This window comes from Saccharopolyspora flava, assembly GCF_900116135.1.
Taxonomy (GTDB): Bacteria; Actinomycetota; Actinomycetes; order Mycobacteriales; family Pseudonocardiaceae; genus Saccharopolyspora; species Saccharopolyspora flava.
Genome location: NZ_FOZX01000007.1, coordinates 12323 through 29478 on the forward strand (window position 1 = coordinate 12323; position 17156 = coordinate 29478).

The 17156-nt window shown below is 72.6% G+C and carries 16 protein-coding genes; 8 read left to right on the forward strand and 8 right to left on the reverse strand.

Annotated features, from left to right (window positions below):
- The first annotated feature begins 30 nt into the window (after nt 1-30).
- From BM424_RS19680 to BM424_RS19690, 3 genes are all read left to right on the forward strand, one after another.
- Nucleotides 31-798 (forward strand): glycerophosphodiester phosphodiesterase family protein, encoded by a 768-nt coding sequence (locus tag BM424_RS19680; RefSeq protein WP_093420209.1) that lies wholly within the window; start codon nt 31-33, stop codon nt 796-798.
- 96 nt (nt 799-894) lie between these two features.
- Nucleotides 895-2301, forward strand: a complete 1407-nt coding sequence (locus tag BM424_RS19685) for an MFS transporter (protein ID WP_093420211.1) — start codon at nt 895-897, stop codon at nt 2299-2301.
- 479 nt (nt 2302-2780) lie between these two features.
- Entirely contained in the window at nt 2781-3119 is a 339-nt protein-coding gene (locus tag BM424_RS19690) for an RNA polymerase-binding protein RbpA (RefSeq protein ID WP_093420213.1), read from the forward strand.
- 276 nt (nt 3120-3395) lie between these two features.
- Here BM424_RS19690 and BM424_RS19695 read toward each other — a convergent pair whose 3' ends face one another.
- The 5 genes from BM424_RS19695 to BM424_RS19715 all read right to left on the reverse strand — a co-directional run bounded on the left by BM424_RS19695 (nt 3396) and on the right by BM424_RS19715 (nt 9687).
- Nucleotides 3396-4169, reverse strand: a complete 774-nt coding sequence (locus BM424_RS19695) for a polyprenol monophosphomannose synthase (protein WP_245775988.1) — start codon at nt 4167-4169, stop codon at nt 3396-3398.
- A 51-nt stretch (nt 4170-4220) separates the two neighbouring features.
- A complete protein-coding gene (gene lnt, locus BM424_RS19700) occupies nt 4221-5777 on the reverse strand; it encodes an apolipoprotein N-acyltransferase (protein WP_093420217.1) in 1557 nt (518 codons plus the stop codon).
- A gap of 120 nt (nt 5778-5897) precedes the next feature.
- On the reverse strand, nt 5898-7244 hold the full coding sequence (locus BM424_RS19705; RefSeq protein WP_093420219.1) for a vWA domain-containing protein: 1347 nt from the start codon (nt 7242-7244) through the stop codon (nt 5898-5900).
- A complete protein-coding gene (locus BM424_RS19710) occupies nt 7241-8113 on the reverse strand; it encodes an AAA family ATPase (RefSeq protein WP_217649767.1) in 873 nt (290 codons plus the stop codon). The genes BM424_RS19705 and BM424_RS19710 overlap by 4 nt, the downstream gene beginning before the upstream one ends.
- A 77-nt stretch (nt 8114-8190) precedes the next feature.
- Nucleotides 8191-9687 carry a molybdopterin-dependent oxidoreductase gene (locus BM424_RS19715; RefSeq protein ID WP_093420221.1) on the reverse strand — a complete coding sequence of 499 codons (1497 nt, stop codon included), beginning with the start codon at nt 9685-9687 and terminating at the stop codon, nt 8191-8193.
- A gap of 136 nt (nt 9688-9823) precedes the next feature.
- Between BM424_RS19715 and BM424_RS19720 the strand changes: the two genes are divergently transcribed.
- Nucleotides 9824-10876 carry an NAD-dependent epimerase/dehydratase family protein gene (locus BM424_RS19720; protein WP_093420223.1) on the forward strand — a complete coding sequence of 351 codons (1053 nt, stop codon included), beginning with the start codon at nt 9824-9826 and terminating at the stop codon, nt 10874-10876.
- Here BM424_RS19720 and BM424_RS19725 read toward each other — a convergent pair.
- The 3 genes from BM424_RS19725 to BM424_RS19735 are packed head-to-tail and all read right to left on the reverse strand — an operon-like array spanning nt 10850 to nt 13814.
- Nucleotides 10850-11869 (reverse strand): sensor histidine kinase, encoded by a 1020-nt coding sequence (locus BM424_RS19725; protein ID WP_093420225.1) that lies wholly within the window; start codon nt 11867-11869, stop codon nt 10850-10852. The genes BM424_RS19720 and BM424_RS19725 overlap by 27 nt on opposite strands.
- On the reverse strand, nt 11869-12552 hold the full coding sequence (locus BM424_RS19730; protein WP_245775989.1) for a response regulator transcription factor: 684 nt from the start codon (nt 12550-12552) through the stop codon (nt 11869-11871). The genes BM424_RS19725 and BM424_RS19730 overlap by 1 nt, the downstream gene beginning before the upstream one ends.
- 5 nt (nt 12553-12557) lie before the next feature.
- Nucleotides 12558-13814, reverse strand: coding sequence for a hypothetical protein (locus BM424_RS19735; RefSeq protein WP_093420229.1), 1257 nt, complete (start codon nt 13812-13814; stop codon nt 12558-12560).
- A gap of 134 nt (nt 13815-13948) precedes the next feature.
- On the opposite strand from BM424_RS19735, the gene BM424_RS19740 reads away from it, so the two are divergent.
- The 4 genes from BM424_RS19740 (at nt 13949) to BM424_RS19755 (ending at nt 17144) form a co-directional block, all read left to right on the forward strand.
- A complete protein-coding gene (locus BM424_RS19740) occupies nt 13949-14608 on the forward strand; it encodes a glycosyltransferase family 2 protein (protein WP_093420231.1) in 660 nt (219 codons plus the stop codon).
- On the forward strand, nt 14605-15255 hold the full coding sequence (locus BM424_RS19745) for a TIGR04282 family arsenosugar biosynthesis glycosyltransferase (protein ID WP_093420233.1): 651 nt from the start codon (nt 14605-14607) through the stop codon (nt 15253-15255). Before BM424_RS19740 ends, BM424_RS19745 begins: the two co-directional genes overlap by 4 nt.
- Nucleotides 15252-15863 carry a class I SAM-dependent methyltransferase gene (locus BM424_RS19750; RefSeq protein ID WP_245775990.1) on the forward strand — a complete coding sequence of 204 codons (612 nt, stop codon included), beginning with the start codon at nt 15252-15254 and terminating at the stop codon, nt 15861-15863. The genes BM424_RS19745 and BM424_RS19750 overlap by 4 nt, the downstream gene beginning before the upstream one ends.
- A 273-nt stretch (nt 15864-16136) precedes the next feature.
- The gene (locus BM424_RS19755; RefSeq protein WP_093420235.1) at nt 16137-17144 is read left to right on the forward strand and encodes a TerC/Alx family metal homeostasis membrane protein; all 1008 of its coding nucleotides are present in this window, start codon (nt 16137-16139) and stop codon (nt 17142-17144) included.
- The last annotated feature ends 12 nt before the right edge of the window (nt 17145-17156 follow it).

Here is a 17156-nt window from a genome sequence, read left to right on the forward strand (position 1 = left end):
CGGTCACCTGGGTGAGGGACAGTGGGACGCGTGACGCATCCCTTCCTGGACGGGCCGTGGCCGCGCGCGTTCGCCCACCGCGGCTGGCACCTCGGCGATCTCGCCGAGATGGAGAACTCGCTGAGCGCGTTCCGCGCCGCCGCGGACGAGGGCTACCGCTACGTCGAGACCGACGTGCACGCCACCGCCGACGGCGTCGTGGTCGTCCACCACGACGCGAGCCTGCAGCGCACCACCGACCGGACGGGGGAGATCGCGCGGCTGCCGTTCTCCGAGGTCTCGCGCGCCCGCATCGGCGGCCGGGAACCGGTGGCGAGCCTGGACGCGGCGCTGGAGGAGTTCCCGGACCTGCTGTTCAACATCGACGTCAAGGCCGACAGCGCCGCCGGACCGGTGCTGCGGACCCTGCGCAGGCACAACGCCTGGGACCGGGTGTGCCTGGCGTCGTTCGACGACCGGCGGCTGAGCCTGCTGCGCAAGGTCGGCGGCGAGCGGTTGCTGACCTCCACCGGTCAGCGCGGGGTCGCGGCGCTGTGGGCGTGCTCGCGGGCCGGGATGTGGTTCCGGCACAAGCTCATCCGGGGAGCGGCGGTGCAGGTGCCGGTGCGGCACCAGGGCCTGGAGGTCGTCGACGAGCGGTTCGTCGCGCTGGCGCACCGCTGGGGCGTGGAGGTCCACGTGTGGACCGTCGACGATCCGGCGGAGATGCGGCGGCTGCTGGATCTCGGCGTGGACGGGCTGGTCACCGACCGCCCCGACCTGCTGAACCGGCTGCTGCGCGAACGCGTTCTCGGATAACCGGAAGAAACGTGTGCGAGTGCGTCTCATGCGCACTCCGGTTGCCAGTATGGTGCCTCCAATCGAGTGATCCACTCCGCCGGAGGACCGAACGGGATGAGCGTGATGGACAGCGAAGCGGGACCCGGGTCCGCGCAGCGTCGCCGGGAACAACGCGGGTGGTGCTGGTACGACTGGGCGAACTCGGTGTTCCCCACGTCGGTCACCACCGTCTTCCTCTCGCTGTACCTGACCTCGGTGGCCACCGCCGCCGCCAAGGCCGACGTCGCGCGCAACGGGCTGGGCGCCTGCGCCGGCGACAACTCGCTGGTCCACTGCGACATCTCGCTGCTGGGCCTGACGTTCCCGGCCGGGTCGCTGTGGGGCTACCTGCTGTCGGTGGCCACAGTGGTGCAGGTCGTGGTGCTGCCGATCACCGGCGCCATCGCCGACCGCACCCAGAACAAGCGGCTGATGCTGGCGGTCTTCGCCTTCGGCGGCGCGGCCACCACCGGACTGCTGGCGCTGGTCGCCGGGCAGAACTGGCAGCTGGGCGTGGTGCTGTTCATCGTCGCCAACATCTGCTACGGCGCCTCGATCGTCGTCTACTACTCGTTCCTGCCCGAGATCGCCGACGCCGACGAGCGCGACCGGGTCTCCACCCGGGGCTGGGCGATCGGCTACCTCGGCGGCGGCACGGCGCTGGCGCTGCACCTGGTGATCTACCTCGGGCACGACTCGGTGGGCCTGTCGGAGTCGGCGGCGGTGCGGCTGATCTTCTTCTCCTCGGGCATCTGGTGGGCGGTGTTCACGCTGCTGCCGCTGACCGCTCTGCGCCGCCACCAGGCGCCCGAGGGCGGTGAGAAGGGGGCCGCCGCGGTCACCGCGGGCTTCAAGCAGCTGCTGCACACGCTGCGCGAGGCCAGGCACTTCCCGCTGACTCTGGCGTTCCTGGGCGCCTACTGGATCTACACCGACGGCATCTCCACGGTCTCCCAGGTCTCGGCGCAGTACGGCAGCCTGGAGCTCAAGCTGCCGCAGGACTCGCTGATCGTGACGCTGCTGATCGTGCAGTTCATCGCCTTCGTCGGCGGCGTGCTGCACGGGGTGCTGGCCCGCCGCATCGGTGCGAAGAAGACCATCCTGGTCAGCCTGGCGTTCTGGTTGCTGGTGCTGGTGGCGGCCTACTTCGTGCAGGCCGGGCAGCAGATGCAGTTCTACGGGCTGGCCGTGGGGATCGGTCTGGTCCTAGGGGGCACCAACGCGCTGTCCCGTTCGTTGTTCAGCCAGATGATCCCTCCGGGCCGCGAGGCCGAGTACTTCTCGCTCTACGAGGTGGGGGAGCGCTCGACGTCGTGGCTGGGGCCGCTGGTGTTCGCCGGGGTCGGTCAGGCCACCGGTTCGTTCCGGCTGGCGATCATCTCGCTGGTGATCTTCTTCGCGGTCGGCCTGGTGCTGGTCGCGCTGGTGCCGGTCCGCCGGGCCATCGAGGCGGTGGGCAACCGCGCGCCGGAACTGCTCTGAGTCATGTGCGCAGCGTGATCAGGCGTGTTCGCCTCGCGATCGCGCGCGCGTTGCTCCATGCTGGTGATCTAGGTGGTGCGGGGAATCCGCGAAAACGGAATATGCCAGTACGCTGCGTTGTGATCACGGGGAGGATCATGGCACTACGAGCAGTCACGCCCAGGGCAGGTCCATCGGCCGTACGGGTCGTGATCTGCATCCCACAATGACTAACAATCCGGGGTCCTGCTTGGCGATGGTGACCGGACATCTGGCACTATCACCCGTTCGAACCCACCTGTGGATTGCTGTCGGGAGGCCACGTCACGAACGTGCCCCGGCCGCGTCCCTAGGAGGACGGCCGTCGTTGACGGGTGAACAATGTCACCGACGGCGACCAGCAGCACGACACCGGGAACAGGCGACGGGTACTCCGTCGTTGCACAGGGTGAGCACAACCGCTCGGGAACTGCGCCCGAGCCGAAGGGAAAGGAACCGTCATGGCCGACCGCGTTCTGCGTGGCAGCCGGCTCGGAGCTGTCAGCTACGAGACCGACCGTAACCACGACCTCGCACCGCGCCGGACGGTGCGCTACGCCTGCCCCAAGAGCCACGAGTTCGAGGTGCCCTTCTCCGACGACGCCGAGGTCCCGCCGACTTGGGAATGCCGCCTGCACGGCACCGAGTCGAAGATCATCGACGGCAACGAGCCGGAGCAGAAGAAGAGCAAGCCGCCGCGCACCCACTGGGACATGCTGCTCGAACGGCGCACGATCCCTGAGCTGGAAGAGCTGCTCAATGAGCGGCTGGACCTGTTGAGGACTCGTCGGGGTCGTTGATTTTTTGATATTCGCATGGCAAGCGCCCGGGCTGATTTTGCGGCTCGGGCGCTTACGTGTGTTCGGGGTTGGGTTTAAAGATCAACTACTCTGTGGTCTTGTTGCTTGGCGGTGCGGGTAGCGGAACCTGACACGCCTTCTGGCTCCGGGATCCGAGGCTTATGTATGCCAATACACGGCGCGTCGGCTGTCCTCCCCAGAAGACGTGTCAAAACCCGCGGCGGTGCAAGCGTCTGAGGTGGTGAAAGAGAAAGCGCCTTCGGCGCTTGCCTGACGTCACGGGAGTAGTTGTCGGGCTGTTTGCGCTGCTTGTTGTGTTCTTCTGCGGAGGCCCCAGCTGGTGACCCTGAGCAGGGCTTCTCGGACGATGTTGGCGTCCATCTTGGACGTGCCGAGTTCTCGTTCCACGAAGGTGATGGGGGCTTCTGCTACCTGGAAGCCCGCTTCTACCGCGCGCAGGGCCAGGTCCACCTGGAAGCAGTAGCCCTGGGAGGCGACGTTGTGCAGCTGGAGGGTTTCCAGGACCTCTCGGCGATAGACGCGGTAGCCGGAGGTGATGTCGTTGATCGGGACGCCCAGGGCCAGCTTGGAGTAGAGGTTCGCGCCCCTAGACAGGAACTCGCGGTACCAGGGCCAGTTCACCGTGCGGCCGCCCGTGACGTAGCGGGAGCCCAGGACCACGTCGGCGCCCGTGCCGCGCTCGCCGAGCATGCCGACCAGGCGCGGCAGGTCCTCCGGGGCGTGCGAACCGTCGGCGTCCATCTCCATGATCGCCGTGTAGTCGCGGGCCAGGGCCCACTCGAAACCGGCGACGTAGGCGGCCCCCAGACCGGCCTTCGCCGTGCGGTGCAGGACGTGCACCCGGTCGTCGTCGGCCGCCAGCCCGTCGGCGACCTCACCGGTGCCGTCGGGGCTGCCGTCGTCGACGACCAGCACGTTCGCCGCGGGCAGCGCGTCGAACAGCCGCCGCACGATCGGCCCCAGGTTCTCCCGCTCGTTGTAGGTCGGGATCACCACCAGCACCTTCTCGGCCGGTGCTCGCCTCGTCATCCACATCCTCCTAGCCGGTCGTCGCCGACCGGCCGCGCACTCGTTCGTCGATCAGGCGCCGGACTTCCGCGACCGCCACCCGGCGGCCGCGATCGCGCCCACCCCCAGCACCGCCAGTGTCCACATCGGAACCGAACCGAGCTCGGTGGCCGGGGTCCGATTCGCTCGCAGCGCAACGTCGGCGATCAGGTTCTGCTCGGTGAACAGCTCCGTCTGCGCGGTCACCGACCCGTCCGGCGCCACCACCGCGCTGACCCCGCTGGTCGCGCCGACCAGCACCGAGCGGCCGGTCTCCACCGCGCGCAGCCGCGACATCGCCAGCTGCTGGTAGCTCATCTCCGAATGGCCGTACCAGGCGTTGTTCGTGGGCACCGCCAGCAGCGTGGCGCCCCGCGCCGCGGCCGGGCCGAACACGTCGTCGTAGGCGACGTCGTAGCAGACGCCCACGCCCAGCTTCAGGCCCGCGACGTCGAGCACGCCCGGCTGATCGCCCGGGACCATGTCGGACTGGAAGCGGTCCACGAACGGGCTGACCAGGCGCGCGACCTCGCGCATCGGGATCGTCTCGGCGAACGGCACCAGGTGCTGCTTGATGTAGCGGTCGCCGAAGCCGGTGTCGGGGTCCCAGCGCACGATCTCGTTGTGCAGCTGCCCGTCGCGGTCCTGGCCGAGCCCGCCGACGACCAGCGGCACGCCCAGCCGGGAGGCGATCGCCGACAGCTCCGGGTCGCTGCGCGCCGGGCCCCAGCTGCCCACCTGCTCCGGGAACAGCACGAGATCGGGCTTGGGCACCCGGCCGGCGCGCACGTCGTCCACGAGCTTCTCGGCGGCGTGCACGTGGTTGTCGTGCAGCACGTCGTCCTCGTAGAGCAGGCCCAGCCCGAGGTTGGGGGCGTTGCCCTGGACGATCGCCACCCGCGCGGTCCCGGCGTTGGCGTCGGTGCCCACCAGCGGCCAGCACGCCAGCCCGCCCAGCAGCGGCACCGCGATCGCGGCCACCGGCACCGCCCAGCGGCGCGGGGCGCGGATCAACACCGCCAGGCCCGATCCGGCCAGGGCGACGGCGAAGGAGACCAACGAGGCACCGCCGATCGCGGCCAGCGACAGCATCGGACCGGTGTCCTGGGTGAAGGCCAGCCTGCCCCACGGGAATCCGCCGAACGGGAACGCCGAGCGCACCGACTCGGCGGTGACGAACACCGCCGCCATCCACACCGGAGCCGCCGGCAGGCGGCTGACCAGCGCCATCCCCGCCCCGCCGAGGCCGATGAACAGCGCCTCCACCGCGGCCACGCCCAGCCAGGGCCAGGGGCCGAAGTCGGCGCCGAGGAAGTCCTGCAGCCAGCCCAGCAGCGGCAGCAGGAACGCGAAGCCGAACACCAGGCCGTAGCCGAAGCCCGCGCGCGCCCTGCGGTGGCGCACCACGGCGCCCAGCACCGCGATCGCCAGCGGCGCCACCCACCAGGCCTCGCGCGGCGGTGAGCCCGCGTAGAGGGCGAACCCGGCGGCGATCACCGCGACGAGGCGCAGCGCCCACGCGGCCCGCGGTCCGGGAGTGCGTCGAACCGGCTGCGCGACGTCCTGCGCAGGAGCCGTGGGGACTACCACCCGATCAACCTTCTCGGAGCTCTCGGCCCCACCCCGGGACCACCAACGTTGCCGGCGCACCCCAGGCGCGCCTCGACCCAAATGTACGCGCCGGACCGCGCGCTCCCGCCCCGGCCGTCGTCACACCGGCAGCAGGGTGGAGACGAGGTGGGTGAGGCGGCGGGTGTTGCGGCACTCGTGCATCTCGGCGATCGCCGCGTACTCCAGCGCCGCCGAATCGCCCGTCGACCAGCGGTTCTCCGGTTCCGGGTTGAGCCAGAACACCCGCCGGGAGCGCTCCTTGATCAGGTGCAGGGCCTCCAGGTTGGGGTTCCAGCCGTTGGTGCGGGCGTCGCCGAGCACCAGCACCGAGGTGCGCGGCCCGACCGCGTCCAGGTGGCGCTCGGTGAACTCGCCCAGCGCCTGGCCGTAGTCGCTGCTGTCGTGCCAGCCGGTCACCTCGGCCTCGGTGAGCACGCGGCGGCCGAGCTCGGCGGGATCGGCGGCGCCCGGTTCGACGAGGTGGGTGACCTCGTCGGTGCGGTTGACGAAGGCGAACACCCGCACCTTGCTGAACTGGTCGTGCAGCGCTTGGACCAGCAGCATCGTGAAGTTCGCGAATCCCGCCACCGAGCCGGACACGTCGCACAGCAGCACGAGCTCCGGGCGGGCCGGGCGGTGGTTGCGGTAGGCGGGGCGCAGCGGGACGCCGCCGGTGGACAGCGAGCGGCGCAGGGTGCGGCGCAGGTCGATGCCGCCGCGGCTGGCGCGGCGCCGCCGGGCGGCCATGCGGGTGGCGAGCTTGCGGGCCAGCGGTTGCACGGCGCGGCGCAGCTCGGCGAGCTGATCGCGTCCGGCGTTGAGGAAGTCGACCTGGTCGGCGCTGGGGGTGATGGCGTGCTTGGCGACGTGGTCGGTGCCGCGCAGCTCGGCGGAGCGGCGGCGCGCCTCGGTGCGGACCTTCTCGCGGAAGCCGTCGATGCGGCGGCGGATCTCGTCGCGGTCGAGCCGGTCGGTGAAGTCCTCCTCGGTTCCCGCGCGCATGGCCGCGAGCACGCGGGCCAGCAGCGTCTGCGGTTGCAGCCGCTCCAGCGTCTGGTGCGCTGACCAGCCCTGCGGTCCGCCTTCGCCGCCGAAGCCGCCGAGTGCGTCCACCGCTTCCCCGGCCAGCTGCGACAGGGCGCCGGAGTCGTCGTCGGCCAGCGCCTGCACCAGCCGCTGCTCCAGGTCCTCGGGGTCGCCGTCGCGGGCGCTCTCGGGTGCGCCGACGCCGCTGGGGAAGTAGAGGTCGAAGGCCGCGTCGAAGACCGTGCGCTGCCCGTCGGTGCGCAGCAGCGCGGCGGCCAGGCCCTCGCGCAGCCGTTCCCGGTCGGCCAGGCCCAGGACCTCGGCGGCCGCGGCGGCGTCGACGGTCTCGCCCGGGCCGATGCGCACGCCCTGCTCGCGCAGCGCCCCGGCGAAGCCGACCAGGCGGGCCCGCAGGCTCACGGCACGACCAGCTTCTCGGCGGCCCTCCGGACGTCGTCCTGGTGCTTGAGGACCACGCCGAGGCTGTCGCGCACCACGTCCTCGTCGAGGGTGTCGGCACCCAGCGCCAGCAGCGTGCGGGCCCAGTCGATCGTCTCGGCCACCGACGGCGACTTGCGCAGCCCCATCCCGCGCAGCGCCCCCACCAGCTCCACCACCGAGGAGGCCAGCGCCTCGTCGAGGCCGGGCACCTTGAGCCGCAGGATGCGCTGCTCCAGCTCGGGGTCGGGGAAGTCGATGTGCAGGAACAGGCAGCGGCGCCGCAGCGCCTCCGAGAGCTCGCGGGTGGCGTTGGAGGTCAGCACGGCGAACGGCCGCCGCGAGGCGCTGACCGTGCCGAGCTCGGGGACGGTGACCTGGAAGTCGCTGAGCACCTCCAGCAGCAGGCCCTCGACCTCGACGTCGGCCTTGTCGGTCTCGTCGATGAGCAGCACCGTGGGCTCGTCGCCGCTGATGGCCGTCAGCAGCGGCCGGGGCAGCAGGAACTCCTCGCTGAAGATGTCGGTGCGGGCCTCGTCCCAGGTCTCGTCGCGACCGGCGGTGATGCGCAGCAGCTGCTTGGCGTGGTTCCACTCGTAGAGCGCGCGGGCCTCGTCGATGCCCTCGTAGCACTGCAAGCGGACCAGGCGGGCCTCGGCGACGGTCGCGACGGCCTTGGCCAGCTCGGTCTTGCCGACCCCGGCCGGTCCCTCGACCAGCAGCGGTTTGCCGAGCCGGTCGGCCAGGAACACCGTGGTGGCCACGGAGTTCGAGGCGAGGTAGCCGGTTCCGGCCAGCTGCTCGACGACGTCGTCCACCGACTCGAAGATGCCCGTTCCGACGTCGCTCACCGCGCGCTCCCCTCACCGAGTGCCGTACCGAACGGTTGCTCAGTTCGCGCGGCGATGTCCCGCGGAAGTGATGCCGGTCACCCGCAGCGGAAGGTGATCTCGTGCAGGCCGGTCGCGCCGTCGGGGATGACGCCCTGGCGCGCCTCGGTCTGCGGGGTGCCGGTGCGGTCGGTGGCCCGGCACTGCACGACGTGCTCGCCCGGCGCCAGGTCGAGCCTGGCCCGCCACATCCGCCAGGTGTCGCGGCCGACGTCGGTGGCCAGTTCGGCGGGCTGCCACGGCCCGCCGTCGACGCGGATCTGCACGGCGTCGATGCCGGTGTGCTGCGCCCAGGCGATCCCGGCGACCGTCACCGGACCGGCCGGGACCTGCGCGCCCCGCTGCGGGCGGTCGATGCGGGACTGGGTCTTGATCGGGCCGAGCTGCGACCAGCCGCGCTGCTGCCAGTAGGCCTGCCGGTCGAAGGTGGTGACCTCGGCGTCGACCAGCCACTTGGTGGCCGAGACGTAGCCGTAGAGGCCGGGCACGACCATCCGCACCGGGAACCCGTGCCGGGTGGCCAGCGGCTCGCCGTTCATCTCGAACGCCAGCAGCGCGCCCCGGTCGGCTTCGAGCAGCACGTCGACGGGCGTGCCCGCGCTGTAGCCGTCGCTGCTGGTGGTGATCAGCTGCTGCGCGCCCGGCCGAACCCCGGCCTCCAGCAGCAGGTCGCACACCGGCACGCCGACGAAATGGGCGGTGGAGATGAGGTTCCCGCCGACCTCGTTGGACACGCAGGCCAGCGTGATCGTCCGGGATTCCAGGCGTCGGTTGAGCAGGTCGGTGAACGACAGGTCGAGTTCGCGCTCGACCATGCCGTGCAGCCGCAGCCGCCAGTCCTCGGCGCGCAGCCGGGGCACGACCAGGGCGGTGTCGATCCGGTAGAAGTCGCGGGTGGGGGTGAGGAACGGCGGGGTGCCGTCGGCGACGAAGTCGGCGCCGGCCGGGATCGCGGGTGCCGGCAGCTTCGGCAGCCGCGCGGCCACCTGCTGCTGCGAGGTGGCGGTGCCGGACTGCTTGGTGGTTCCGGCGACACCGGCCAGCCCGGCGCCGACCACGACCAGCCCCGAGGTGGCCAGGAACCGGCGGCGCTCGAACTCGGTGGGCTCCGGTCGTGAGCCGAGCCGGTGCAGCCCGGCGAACACGCCCACTCCCACGATCAGCGACACCACCGCGGGCAGCGCGGCGCCCTCGGGCCGGCTCAGGGCGGCGGCGAGGCCGACGAGCCCGAACGCGCCGATGATCAGCGCGCCCGGCAGCACCCGGTTCCGCGACAGCAGCCCGGCGGCCACGGCGAGGGCGGCGATGACCACGGCCATGCCGGTCAGCAGCGCGATCTTGTCGGCGGTGCCGAACAGCGCCACCGCGAACTCCTTCACCCCGGGCGGCACCAGGTCGATGAACGCGCCGCCGACGGCGACCGGGGGAGAGGTGCGGGGATCGCCGAAACCGGCCACCAGGTGCCCGGCGGCCAGCGCCGAGCCCGCCGCGATGAGTCCGATCGCGGCCGCCCGGCCGCGGGAGAGCGAGGTCATGGCTCCATTCGAGACCTGTCGCCAGCGAAGCGCCAGGGGCGGGGGCGAGGCGTAAGGGAGCCGAAAGTTCTTGTGGATCGATGACATCGCGGCCCGATCGCTCCCGGCCCGGCCGGTGCGGTCCTAGCGTCGGGGCGTGCGCATCCTGCTGACCGGCGCCGCCGGCTTCATCGGCTCGGCCGTCGCCGACGCCCTCACCGACCGGGGTCACGAGATCGTGGCCCTCGACGCCCTGCTGCCCCAGGCCCACGGGACGGTGCCCGACACCCGATTCCCGTTGGTGCGCGGCGATGTTCGCGACGCCGAGCTGCTGCGGGGCCTGCTGCCCGGGGCCGACGTCGTGTGCCACCAGGCCGCGATGGTCGGCCACGGCGTCGACCCCTCCGACATGCCCGGCTACGCCGCCCACAACGACCTCGGCACGGCCGTGCTGCTGGCCGCGATGCACGAGACCGGGGTCCGGCGGCTGGTGCTGGCCTCCTCGATGGTCGTCTACGGCGAAGGCCGCTACCGCTGCGCCGAGCACGGCCACGTCCGCCCCGGGCAGCGGCGTGCCGAGGACGTCGAGGCGGGGCGGTTCGAGCCGCCGTGCCCGCGCTGCGGGAGGCCGCTGACCAGCGAACTCGTGCCCGAGGACGCGCCGCTGGACCCGCGCAGCACCTACGCCGCCACCAAGCTCGCTCAGGAGCACCTCGCCGCGGCGTGGGCGCGGCAGACCGGGGGAGATGTGCGGGCGCTGCGCTACCACAACGTCTACGGGCCGGGGATGCCCAGCGGCACGCCCTACGCCGGGGTGGCCTCGCTGTTCCGGTCCGCGCTGCACCGGGGTGAGGCGCCGAGGGTGCTGGAGGACGGGCGGCAGCGACGCGACTTCGTGCACGTGCGCGACGTGGCCGCCGCCAACCTCGCGGCGGCGGAAACCCCTGCGCCGCAAGGGGAACTGGACGCGGTCAACATCTGCTCCGGAACCCCGCGCACGATCGGTGACCTCGCCGAGTCCCTCGCCTCGGCCTGCGGCGGTCCGGCGCCGGAGATCGTCGGCGGGGCGCGGCCGAACGACGTCCGCCACGTCGTGGCCGATCCCGCCAAAGCCCGCCGGGTGCTGGGGTTCCGGGCGCGCGTCGGCTTCGCCGACGGGGTGCGCGAGTTCGCCGCGGCGCCGCTACGCGACGCCGTCGGCCAGGGGTAGCCGGACCTCGAAGCGGCAGCCGGGGCCGTGGTTGCGGGCGTGGATCTCGCCGCGGTGGGCCTGCACCAGTCCGCGCGCGATGGCCAGTCCCAGCCCGGCGCCCTGCTCGCCGTCGCCGCGGGCCTGATCGCCCCGGTAGGCGACCTCGAAGACCCGCTCCAGCTCGGTGTCGGCGATGCCGCCGCAGGCGTCGTCGACCCGCAGCCACGCCTGCGCCCCGTCGTAGCCCGCGGAGAGCACCACCGAGCCGTGCGGCGGGGTGTGCCGGATGGCGTTGGACAGCAGGTTGCGCACCACCCGCGCCAGCTCGGCGTCGCTGCCGGACACCACCGGCCACTGCTCGGTCTCGGTGGCCAGGCGCACGCCCCGCCGCTGCGCGCGCGGGTTCTCGGCGGCCACCGCCTCGCTGACCACGTCGTGCAGCGGGACCGCGCCGAGCTCCAGGTGCAGGGCGCCCGCGGTGATGCGGGAGAGCTCGAAGAGGTCGTCGACCATCCGCGACAGGCGTTCGGTCTCGCCGCGGATGCGGTCGGCGTAGGAGCAGACCTCGCCGCGCTCGTCCACGACGCCGTCGGCCAGGGCCTCGGCCATCGCGCGGATGCCCGCGAGCGGGGTGCGCAGGTCGTGGCTGATCCAGGCGACCAGCTCGCGCCGTGAGGCCTCGGCGGCGCGCTCGCGGGCGCGGGCCTCGCGCTCCCACACGCTGCGGCGCGCGATGGTGCGGCCCAGCACGACCGCGATCGGCACGGTGATCACGCCGACGGCGGTGCAGATGACCACCACGGTGGTGAGCAGCGGGCCGAACATGAACCCGGTGACGCCCAGGACCCCGGCCAGCGTCGCCGCCAGCGGCACGACCACCAGCACCGTCAGCGTGGTGGCCAGCGAGCGGTGCCGCAGCAGGTACAGCAGTCCGGCGCCGATCAGCGCGACCGGCAGCGACAGGCCGATCGCGTAGGGCGCGACGTGGGTGAGTTCGGTGAGCAGGTCCATCAGCCGGCCTCGGGGTCGTAGCGGTAGCCCACGCCCCACACGGTGCTGATCCGGTCGGGGCGGTCCGGGCGCGGCTCGATCTTCTCCCGCAACCGTCGCATGTGGACGGTCACGGTCGACTGGTCGCCGAAGTTCCAGCCCCACACCGATTCCAGCAGCTCGGCCCGGGTGAAGGCGCGGCGCGGGTGGCGCATGAGGTGGGCCAGCAGGTCGAACTCGCGGATGGTCAGCGACAGCTCCACCCCGTCGAGGGTGCAGCGGCGCGCGCCCGGGTCGAGCACCAGCGAACCGTCCACGATGGACTCCTGCGCTGCCGGGGGCGCGTGGGTGGCGCGGCGCAGCACCGAGCTCACCCGCAGCACCAGCTCGCGGGGGCTGAACGGCTTGACGACGTAGTCGTCGGCGCCCAGCTCCAGGCCCGCGACGCGGTCGGATTCCTCGCCGAGCGCGGTGAGCATCACCACCGGCACCGGCCCGTGCTCGCGGACCCGTCGGCAGACCTCCGGCCCGCCCAGGCCGGGCAGCATCAGGTCCAGCACGATCAGGTCCGGTCTGCGCTCGGCGTGGCAGCGCAGCGCCTCCTCGCCGTCCCCGGCGAGGAACACCTCGTAGCCGGCGCGCTCCAGGTAGCGGCGCACGACGTCGCGCACCGCGTGATCGTCGTCGACCACCAGCACCCGCATCCCCATCACCATCCCGTCGCGATCAGGTGCTCGACGGCCAGCGCCGTCACCGCCTGCGCGCCCAGCCACCAGCGCCGGGAGGCGGCGGGCAGCAGCGCACCCGCCACAGCGAACCACACCCCAAACGGCAGCCAGATCCGCTCGACCTCAGCCTTGCTCAACCCCGACGCGTCCGCCACCACCACGGCCACCCCGGCCGCCACCACCAGCCACCGCGCCGGGGAGGAGTTGCGGGAGAAGGCGGTCGCGGCGAGCGGCCCGGCGGAGAGCAGGAGGGCGCCGAGGTTGCCGAAGACCCAGTAGGCGTAGGGGCGGCGGGCGAACTCCCCTTGGTGGTAGCGCTGGATCACCAGGTCGTAGCCCTCCGGCCACCAGAACCCGGACGCGGTGAACGCCGCCACGACCAGCGCCACGCCCACCGTGGCGAGCAGCAGCGAGCGCCAGGAGCGGGTGAGCGCGACGACCGCGAGCGCGAGCACGGCGACGAGCGTGAGCCCGTAGCTGAGGTACAGCGAGAAGCCCAGCACCGTCCCGGCGAGCAGCGCGCGGCGGTGCGCGAGCAGCGCGATGCCGACGGCGGTGACCCCGGTGAACAGCCCGTCGGCCGACACACCCATCCACACCGCGCCGGGGAACAGCACCACGAACGGCACCACCGCGCGGGCCGTCGGCTCGTCGGCCAGCGCCTTGACCGTCGCCGGGACCGCGACCGCGGCCAGCGCGCCGACCAGCAGCGTCACCACCGACGCCCAGGTGCCGCCGCCGAGGCCGAGGCGGTCCAGCCAGGTGTAGACCAGCAGCACCCCGGGCGGATGTCCCGACACGTGCACCGTCCACGACCCGGGCTGACCGGCCAGGACGTGCCGGGTGAACTCGCCGAGCATCACGCCGATGTCGTGCACCCGGGGCACGTCGTGCAGGTACTCGGTCCAGTCGGTGAGCCGCTCGGTCACCCCGCCGCGCCACCCGCCGACCAGCGCCAGCGACACCGTCCACGCCAGCGCCGCCGCGTAGCTCGCCGCCAGCAGCCGGCGCCACGGCAGCCGCGCCGACACCGCCGGGCCCCAGGCGATCACGGCTACGGCGACCGCCACGGCCAGGGGAGTTCCGGGGCCGACGTGCGGTGCCCAGAACCCGAACAGCGGGGCGGCGTCGGCGTGCAGCGGCACACCGGTGCGGTTGAGCAGCGCACCGGTGATCGCCGTGGCGGCGACCACCAGCGCGGCGGCGGTCAGGGCGAGCAGGTCGGCGCGTCGGGGCACGGCCGTGAAGGTAGCCGCGCACCGGAGCGATTCCCACGTGTCGCGGCGATCCGTCAGAACCTCGTAAGAACTTCCCCGGCGTAAGGATTCGGTAAGCGCCGCAGCGGTTTTCGCGTCGTCCACTGTGCGCTTGCATGGGTTCCGTGAACGAAGTCGACGTCGTGCTGCCCTGCCTGGACGAAGCCGCCGCCCTGCCGGAGGTGCTCGCCGCGCTGCCACCCGGGTACCGGCCGCTGGTGGTGGACAACGGCTCCCGCGACCGGTCCGCGGCGGTGGCCGCCGGCCTCGGGGCCACCGTGATCGCCGAACCCCGCCGCGGCTACGGGGCCGCCGTGCACACCGGACTGCTCGCCGCGCGCACCGAGATCGTGTGCTTCACCGATTGCGACGGGTCCCTGGACCCGGCGGTGCTGCCCGAGCTGGTCGCCCGGGTGCGGGCCGGGGCGCAGCTGGCGGTGGGCCGCCGCGTCCCGACCACCCCGGGTGCGTGGCCCTGGCACGCCCGCGCGGGCAACGCGCTGATCGCCGCGCTGCTGCGGCGCGACGGCGTGCCGGTGCACGACATCGCCCCGATCCGCGCGGTCCGCCGCGCCGACCTGCTCGCCCTCGGGGTGACCGACCGCGCCTTCGGCTACCCCCTGGAACTGCTGCGCCTGGCCGGGCGCGCCGGGTGGCGGATCGCCGAGATCGACGTCGACTACCGGCCCCGGGCGGCCGGCACCCGCTCGAAGGTCTCCGGATCGGTGCGCGGCACCTGGCGGGCCACCCGCGACATGGCGCGGGTGCTGCGATGACCGCGCTGCTGATCGTCGCCAAAGCGCCGGTGCCCGGGCTGGCCAAGACCCGCCTGTGCCCGCCGGCCACGCCCGAGCAGGCCGCCGAGCTCGCCGCGGCCGGTCTGCTCGACACCCTCGACGCCGTGCTGGCCACCCCGGGCGCGCACCCGGTCGTCGCCCTCACCGGCGACCTCGACCGCGCCGCCCGCGCCCCGGAACTCCGGGAACGGCTGAGCGCCACGACCCTGCTGACCCAGCGCGGTGCGGACTTCCCGCACCGCCTGGCCGCCGCCCACGCCGACACCGCGCGGCTGGGGCTGCCGGTGCTGCAGATCGGCATGGACACCCCGCAGGTCACCCCCGCGCTGCTGGCCGAGGCGTGCGAGCGGCTGCGCGGCGCGGAGGCCGTGCTCGGCCCGGCGACCGACGGCGGCTGGTGGGCCATCGGCTTCCGCGACCCCGGCGCGGCCCGGCTGCTGGCCGGGATCCCCACCTCCCGCGCCGACACCGGCCGCCGCACCCTGCACGCGTTGCGCGGCGCCGGTCTGCGGGTGGCCGCTCTGCCCGAGCTCACCGACGTCGACACCATGCCCGACGCCCGCGCCGTCGCCGCCGCGATCCCGGGCAGCCGCTTCGCCGAGGCCCTGGCCGGGTGCGTGCGGTGAGCGGCGAGTTCGACACCGCCCTGCGCGGCGCGACCGCCTCCCTGCGCACCAGCGACGGCGCGATGCTGCCGCTGCCGGGTCGGCGCTGGAACGCCGAGCCCGACGCCGCCGACCGGTACGTCCTCGCCGCCTGCGGTGGCCCGGTGCTCGACGTCGGGTGCGGGCCCGGCAGGCTCGCCGCCGCCCTGACCGTCCGGGGCGTGCCGTGCCTCGGCATCGACAGCTCGCCGCTGGCGGTGGCGATGACCCTGCGGCGCGGGGCGATGGCGCTGCGCCGCGACGTCTTCGGCCCGTTGCCGGGCGAAGGCGTCTGGAGCGAGGCGCTGCTCGTCGACGGCAACATCGGCATCGGCGGTGATCCCCGGGCGCTGCTGGAGCGGATCCGCCGGGTGCTGCGGCCCGGGGGAGCGGTGTGGGTGGAGGTTGAACCGCCCGGGGCCGGGATCTGGTGCGGCACCGGCACCGTCGTCGACGCCGCCGGACCGGGCCGCAGCTTCGGCTGGGCGAGAGTGGGAGCCGAGGTCGTCGCGGGTCTGGCACCCGGGTTCACGACGCGCGTGCTGGAGGTCGAGCGGCGCTGGTTCGCGGAGCTGCGCAGCACGTCTTGACCGGTGCCGACCGGGGAACGAAGATCGCCGCCTGCGTGGAACAATAAGTCCAGTGTGGACGATCGGAAAAACGGTACCGGCGAGGATGAATCGGACGTAGTGCGCCAAAGGTCCTCGTCGGGCTGTGATTTTGCTCCAAATGGCGTGTTTTTCCGCCCGAATTGCTCGGGTTCGTCCCGCTGGTCTCATTGGGGCCGGTTTTCCATACAGTATTCTGCATGCACTTGTCCGGTTCTCGGATGAGCGCGCAGCAGTCGGTGTGAGGGGACGCGCATGAACTTCCCGGTGTGGGTGTGGGCGGTGACGCTGATCGCGCTGCTCGGCCTGATCGCGGCCGACCTGCTGATCGTGGGCCGGCGGCCGCACGCCGTCGGCGTCAAGGAGGCCAGCCTGTGGGTGGCCTTCTACGTCGCCCTCGCGGCGATCTTCGGCGGGCTTCTGTTCGCCTTCGCCGGGTCCACCAGCGGCGCGGAGTTCTTCGCCGGGTACGTCACCGAGTACAGCCTGTCGGTGGACAACCTGTTCGTCTTCGTGATCATCATGTCCCGGTTCGCGGTGCCCCGCGAGCACCAGCACCGGGTGCTCTACATCGGCATCCTGATCTCGCTGGTGCTGCGCGCGGTCTGCATCGCCGCGGGCGTGGCCGTGCTCGCCGCGTTCAACTGGGTGTTCTACCTGTTCGGCGCGTTCCTGATCTACACCGCGATCAAGGTCGCCCGCGACGCCGGCGACGACTCGGAGGACGACGACGGCAGCGGCATGATCCGGGCGCTGCAGAAGTTCGTGCCCACCACCGACACCTACGACGGCGGCAAGATGGTGACCCGCGTCGACGGCAAGCGGAAGTTCACCCCGCTGCTGCTGGTCGTGGCCGCGCTCGGGCTGGCCAACGTGATCTTCGCGCTGGACTCGATGCCGGCCATCTTCGGGCTCACCAAGGACGGCTTCATCATCTTCACCGCCAACGCCTTCGCGCTGATGGGGCTGCGGCAGCTGTACTTCGTCATCGGCGGCCTGCTGGACCGGCTGATCTACCTCAGCTACGGGCTGGCGGTCATCCTCGGCTTCATTGGCGTGAAGCTGATCATCGAGGCGCTGCACGGCTCGCACGTCGACGAGATCCACTTCGCCGTCCCCGACATCGGCATCGCCGCCTCGCTCGGGTTCATCGTGCTCACCCTGGCCATCACCACCGTCGCCAGCCTCGCCCGCTCGCGCACCAAGCGGCAGCCCGAGGAACCGGCACCTGAACCGGTGACGAGCGGGGCCGAAGCGGAATAAAGCACGCCGCCC